We start from the raw sequence: 6849 nt of genomic DNA on the forward strand, positions 1-6849 counted from the left end.
CCTCGCTGAACAGGCCGACGGTCACCCCGTGCCCGGTCATGGTGGCGGCGAGCGCGGCGATGTCCGTGGCGTCGGCGTCGCAGGCGACGATCCGGCCGCCGGACAGCAGCGGGCCCCACAGCTCGTAGGTCGAGGCGTCGAAGGTGACGGGCGAGTGCAGCAGCACCCGGTCGTCCGGGCCGTGGCCCCAGTAGCGGTCGCGTGCCAGGCCGGCCACGCCGCGGTGGGTGACGGCCACGCCCTTGGGCTCACCGGTCGAGCCGGAGGTGTACATGATGTACGCGAGCCGGTCGGGGTGGACGGCGGCCGGCAGGGTCTCCGCGCCCGTCACCGTGTCGGCAGGCTCGTCGTACAGGACGACCGTGGCCGTGCCGCCCTCCGGGAGGAGGTCGCGGCTCGCCCGGTCGGTGAGCACGGCGACGGCGCCGGTGCTCGCGAGGACGTGCCGCAGGCGCGCCTCGGGGCTGCGCCGGTCCAGCGGTACGTACACGCCGCCGGCCTTGGTGACGGCGAGGGTCGCGACCACGTGGTCGGCCCGTGCCGCCAGGAGCAGCGCCACCCGGTCCTCGGGGCGCACGCCCTCGGCGAGCAGGAGCGCGGCCAGCCGGTCGGAGCGGGCGTCCAGTTCAGCGTAGGTCAGCGCCACGCCGTCGCCGACGAGGGCGGTCGCCCCGGGGGTGCGGGCGGCCTGGGCGCGGAAGAGTTCGGGCAGGGACGCCTCGGGCAGCTCGTGGGCGGTGGCGTTCCGCCCGGTGAGCAGCTCGTCGCGTTCCTCGCCGGCGAGGACGGGGAGCGCGCCCAGCTTCTGCTCGGGGTCGGCGACGGCGGCGGCCACCAGGCGCTGGAAGCGCGCGGCGAGCGTGCCGGCCGTGGCCGGGTCGAACAGGTCGGTGGCGTACTCGATCTGGCCGAGGATGCCCTCGGCGGCGCCGTCCTCGGCGTACTGCTCCCAGAGGCTGACGGACAGGTCGAACTTGGCGACCGCCGCGTCGGCGCCCTCCGCCCGGACCTCGAGGCCGGGGAAGTCGGCCTCGGGCCGGCCGCCGGCGTTGTGCAGGATCAGCATGACCTGGAACAGCGGGTGGCGGGCCAGCGAGCGGGCCGGGTTGAGCTCCTCGACCAGCCGCTCGAACGGCAGGTCCTGGTGGGTGTAGGCGGCCAGGTCGGTCTCCCGGACCCGGGCCAGCAGCTCCCGGAACGTCGGGTCGCCCGAGGTGTCGGTGCGCAGCACGAGGGAGTTGACGAAGAAGCCGACCAGCTCGTCCAGCGCGTCGTCGGTGCGGCCCGCGATGGGGGTGCCGAGGGGGATGTCCGTGCCGGCGCCCAGCCGGGTCAGCAGGGTGGCCAGGGCGGCCTGGAGCACCATGAAGACGCTGACGCCGTTGGCGCGGGCCAGGGCGAGCAGCCCGGCGTGCGTGGCGGCGTCGAGCGCCAGCGGCACCCCGGCGCCGCGGTGGGTGGCGACCTCGGGGCGGGGCCGGTCGGTGGGCAGTTCCAGCTCCTCGGGCAGGCCCTCCAGCACCGTGGACCAGTGCCGCAGCTGCCGCGACAGCCGGCTGTCCGGGTCGTTCTCGTCGCCCATGGTGGCGCGCTGCCAGACGGCGTAGTCGGCGTACTGGACGGGCAGCGGCCGCCAGGCGGGGGCGGCGCCGCGGGTGCGGGCGGTGTACGCCTGGCCGAGGTCGCGCAGCAGCGGGGTGAGGGACCAGCCGTCGGTGGCGATGTGATGGATCACCAGCACGAGCACGGTGCTTCCGCCCGTGGTGAGCAGCCGGGCGCGCAGCGGCGGCCGCTCGGCGAGGTCGAAGCCGCGCAGGACGGTCTCCTCGATCGCGGCCTCCAGGCCGTCCTCGGTGGTCTCCGTCTCCTCCAGCACCGGGGCTCCCTCCACCGGGCCGAGGACGTGCTGCCAGGGCACGCCGCCGGTCTCGGGGAAGACCGTGCGCAGGCTCTCGTGGCGCGCGACGACGTCGCGCAGGGCGGCGCGCAGCGCGGCCCGGTCGAGGTCGCCGGTCAGGCGCAGCACCAGCGGCACGTTGTAGGTGGCGCTGGGGCCCTCCAGGCGGCCCAGGAACCACAGCCGGCGCTGGGCGAAGGAGAGCGGGGGCCGCTCGCCCCGGTCGGCGGGTTCCAGCGGGAGCCGGCCGGTGCCGGCGGAGCCGAGGCGGGCGGCGATGCCGGCGACGGTCGGCGCGTCGAACAGCGCCTTGATGCCGATGCGCGCCCCCAGCGTCGAGGCGATCCGGCTGAGCAGCCGCATGGCCAGCAGGGAGTGGCCGCCGAGCGCGAAGAAGTCGTCGTCGATCCCGACCCGGTCCACGCGGAGGATGTCGGCGAACAGGCCGCAGAGGATCTCCTCCTCGGGGCTGCGCGGCGCCCGGACGGACGGTCCGGCCGCGGCACCGGGGTCGGGCAGGGCGGCCCGGTCGATCTTGCCGTTGGCGGTCAGCGGCAGCCGGTCGAGGACGACGACCGCGGACGGCACCATGTAGTCGGGCAGCGCCGCCGCGAGGTGCGCGCGCACCGCCTCGGGGGCGACGGCGCCCTCCGCGGCCACCCAGGCGACCAGGCGCCGGTCGCCCGGCCCCTCCTCGCGCACCAGGCACACGGCCTGGCGCACGCCCGGGAAGGCCAGCGCGCGGGCCTCGACCTCGCCGGGCTCGATGCGGTAGCCGCGCACCTTGACCTGGTGGTCGGTGCGGCCGAGGTACTCCAGGGCCCCGGCGCTCGTCCAGCGCACCCGGTCGCCCGTGCGGTACATGCGGCTGCCGGCCGGGCCGTACGGGTCGGCGACGAACCGCTCGGCGGTCAGGGCGGGGCGGCCCAGGTAGCCGCGGGCCACGCCGGTGCCGGCGACGTACAGCTCGCCGGGCGTGCCGTCCGGCACCGGGCGCAGGGCCGCGTCCAGCACGTAGACGCGGGTGTTGCTCATGGGCCGGCCCAGCGGCACCGGGCCGGCGGGCAGCGCGGTGCCGGCCGGGACGCGGTGGTCCAGGCAGCCGACGGTCGTCTCGGTGGGGCCGTAGTGGTTGACCACCTCGGCGCGGGGGTGGCGGGCGCGCCAGTCGGCCAGCTGCTCGGCGTGCAGCGCCTCGCCGCCGATGACCAGCTGGCCCGAGGGCGAGCAGTCCTCCGGCAGGGCGTCGAGGATCGGCAGATGGCTGGGGGTGACCTTGGCGAAGGTCGGCCCGCCGGGCACGCGCAGCCGTTCGTCCAGGTCGGCCACGTACAGGCAGCCGCCGGCCAGCAGCGTGCCGTACAGGGCGGTCAGGCCCAGGTCGAAGGAGAGCGGCGAGTGCAGCAGGGTCCGTCCGGCCAGGCCCGGGTAGCGGGCCGCGACATGGGTCGCGTAGTCGACGAGCGAGCGCTGCTCGACGACGACGCCCTTGGGCGTGCCGGTGGAGCCGGAGGTGTAGACGACGTACGCGGCGTCGGACGGCGACAGCGGCGTGGTGCGCTCGTCGTCGGCGAGGGCGTCGGCGCGGTGGCGGCCCAGCGCGTCCGCCGTCTCGTCCGCGTCGAGGACGAGGAGTCCGGCCGGGACGGCCGCGAGGTGCGGGGCGGCGTCGAGCGCGGCCCGGGTGGTGACGACGAGCGCCGGGCGGGCGTCCGCGAGCAGCAGGGCGACGCGGTCGCCCGGCTGGTCGGGGTCGAGCGGCAGGTAGGCGGCGCCGGCCTTGCCGGTGGCGAGCATCGCGGCCACGGCGTCGGCCGAGCGCGGCACGGCCAGTGCCACGAGCGTGCCGGATCCGGCGCCGCGCTCCAGCAGGAGGCGGGCGAGCCGGTTGGCGTACGCGTCGAGCTGCCCGTAGGTCAGCGTGCGGTCGTCGTGCACCACGGCGGGGGCCCCGGGGGCCTCGGCGGCGCGCTGCTCGAAGAGCTGCGGCAGCGTCCGCCCGGCCGGGGCGGCCTCGGTGGCGTTGCGGGCGACGAGCAGGTCGTGCCGTTCCTCGGCGGCGAGCAGCTCCAGGGCGCCGATCGGCGTTCCGGGCCGGTCCAGGGCGGCTTCCAGCAGCCGGACGAACCGGGCGGTGAGCGATTCGACGGTGGCCCGGTCGAACAGGTCGGCCGAGTAGCCGGCGGCGGCGGTGATGCCGGCCGCCTCGCCGCGCTCGTCGAACCGCTCGGCCATGCTGAACAGCAGGTCGAACTTGGCCATGTCCGGGTCGTACTGCTCGAACCGGGCGTCCAGACCGGGCAGTTCGGCGGTGGCGGCGCTCAGGTTCTGGAGCACCAGCTTGACCTGGAACAGCGGGTGGCGGGCCGTCGAGCGCGCCGGGTTGAGGGCCTCCACCAGCCGCTCGAACGGCAGGTCCTGATGGGCGAAGGCGTCGATGTCGGCGCGGCGGACGCGGTCCAGCAGTTCGCCGAAGGCCGGGTCGCCGGACGTGTCGGTGCGCAGCACCAGGGAGTTGACGAAGTAGCCGACGACCTCGTCGAGGGCCTCGTCGGTGCGGCCGAAGACCGAACCGCCGACGGTGACGTCCTCGCCGGCGCCGAGCCGGGTCAGCAGGGCCGCGAGGGCCGCGTGCAGGACCATGAAGGAGGTCACGCCGTGGGCGCGGGCCACCCGCAGCAGCGCGCGGTGCGTCCCGGGGCCGACCTCGAAGGGCACGAGACCGCCCTGGTGGCTGGGCACGGCCGGGCGCGGGCGGTCCGCCGGCAGGGCGAGCTCCTCCGGCAGGTCCCGCAGCGTCTCGGTCCAGAAGCGCAGCTGGCGGCTGATCAGGCTGTCCGGGTCGGTCTCCTCGCCCAGCAGTTCGCGCTGCCACAGGGCGTAGTCGGCGTACTGCACGGGCAGCGGTGCCCAGCCGGGCTGCTCGCCGCGCAGGGCGGCCGCGTAGGCGGTGGACAGGTCACGGGCGAGCGGCGCGGTGGACCAGCCGTCGCTCGCGATGTGGTGCACCACGAGGACCAGCAGGTGCTCCCGCTCGCCGAGCGTCAGCAGGGTGGCGCGCAGCGGCGGTTCGACGGCGAGGTCGAAGCCGCGCCCGGCCGCCTCGGCGACCAGGGCCGCCTCACCGGAGGCGTCGGTGCCGGCGGCGTCGACGACGCGCAGCACCGGGCGGGCCTCCTCGGGGGCGAGGACGACCTGCCGGGGCACACCGTCCGCCTCGGGGAAGACGGTGCGCAGGCTCTCGTGCCGGGCGGTCAGGGAGGCGAGGGCGGTGGCCAGGGCGTCCGGGTCGAGCTCGCCGGTGAGCCGCAGGACGAGCGGGATGTTGTAGGTGCCGTCGGCCGCGTCCAGGCGGTTGATGAACCACAGTCCGCGCTGGGCGTGGGAGAGCGGCAGGACCTCGGGGCGGTCCCGGCGGGTGAGCCGGGTCCGGGCCGGGCCGGTGCCGCCGATCCGCTCCGCGAGCGCCGCCGGGGACGGGGCGCGGAACAGGTCGGCGACCGTCACCTCGGTGTCCAGGGCGGTGCGGATGCGGGAGACGAGACGGGTGGCGAGCAGGGAGTGGCCGCCCAGGGCGAAGAAGTCGTCCTCGACTCCGGCGGTCTCCAGGCCCAGGAGTTCGGCGAACAGGCCGCACAGGATCTCCTCCTGCGGGGTGCGCGGGGCGCGGCCGGTGCTCGCGGCGAAGTCCGGGGCGGGCAGGGCCTTGCGGTCGGTCTTGCCGTTGGCGGTGAGCGGCACCGCGTCCAGCACCACGAACGCCGCCGGGACCATGTGCTCGGGCAGCACGGCCGCCACGGACTCGCGCACGGCGCGCTCGTCGTCGGTGCCGACGAGGTAGCCGACCAGCTGGGGGTGCCCGCCCGGGCCGGCGACCACGGCCGCGACCGCGTCGCTCACCCCGGGGGCCTCGCGCAGCCGCGCCTCGACCTCGCCCAGTTCCACGCGCTGGCCGCGGATCTTCACCTGGGCGTCGCGCCGGCCCAGGAACTCCAGCTGCCCGTCCGGCCGGTAGCGCACCCGGTCACCGGTGCGGTACAGCCGTGAGCCGTCGGCGGCGAACGGGTCGGCGACGAAGGTGAACGCCGTGCGCGCCGGGTCGGACAGATAGCCGCGGCCCACGCCCACGCCGGCGACGTACAGGTCGCCGGCCACGCCCACCGGCACGGGCTGGAGCTCGTCGCTCAGCACGTACAGCCGGGTGTTGCGGATGGCCCGGCCGATCGGCGAGGTGCCGTCGGCGCCCTCGGTGATCACCGCGTGGGTGACGTCGTCGGAGCACTCGGTCGGACCGTAGGCGTTGACGACCGGGATGCCGGGGAAGCGGGCGAACCAGCGCCGGCACAGCTCGCCGGGCAGTTCCTCGCCGGTGACCACGAGGTGGCGCAGGGCGGCCGGCGCGGGCACCTCGGCGCCCTCGTCCCAGCTGTCCAGCGCGGCCCGCAGCAGCGACGGCACGACCTCCAGGACGGTCACGCCGTCCCGCGCCACGAGGCGGAACAGGCCCACGGCGTCGGCGGCGAGCTCCTGGCCGACCGCGAGCACGCGGCCGCCCACGACGAGCGGGGCGAGCATCTGCCACACGGACACGTCGAAGGTGAGCGGCGCGTTCTGCACCACCGTGTCGGTGGAGACCAGGGCCAGGTCCTCGACCTTGGCCAGGAGGTGGTTGTTCATGCCCCGGTGGTGGACCATCGCGCCCTTCGGGCGGCCGGTCGAGCCGGAGGTGTAGAGCACGTACGCCAGTTGTCCGGCCGCCGGGGCGAGGGGCTCGCCGGCGGGGGCGCCGGGGGCGGCGAGGTCCAGGACGTCCGCGACGCCCCCGGCGGCCTCGGCGGCCGCGCCGGGCCTCGCCGCCGCTCGCCGTTCTTCTCCATGTGGGCGATCTCGTGCTTCATGGAAAGCCAGACGCCGGTCAGATTGGCCGCGAGAGTATCGCCCCAGACCTTTTC

General features: G+C 76.2%; 2 protein-coding genes. One reads left to right on the forward strand and one right to left on the reverse strand.

Translation table 11 applies throughout. From position 1 onward, the window contains the following. Positions 1 to 6634, reverse strand: a 6634-nt coding sequence (locus AB0K09_RS27445; RefSeq protein ID WP_366068095.1) for an amino acid adenylation domain-containing protein, incomplete at its 3' end; no start/stop codon positions are given. A 9-nt stretch (positions 6635 to 6643) separates the two neighbouring features. On the opposite strand from AB0K09_RS27445, the gene AB0K09_RS27450 reads away from it, so the two are divergent. Then, on the forward strand, positions 6644 to 6849 hold a 206-nt coding region (locus AB0K09_RS27450), incomplete at its 3' end, for a hypothetical protein (protein ID WP_366068096.1).

Source organism: Streptomyces sp. NPDC049577, assembly GCF_040675635.1.
Lineage (GTDB): Bacteria > Actinomycetota > Actinomycetes > Streptomycetales > Streptomycetaceae > Streptomyces.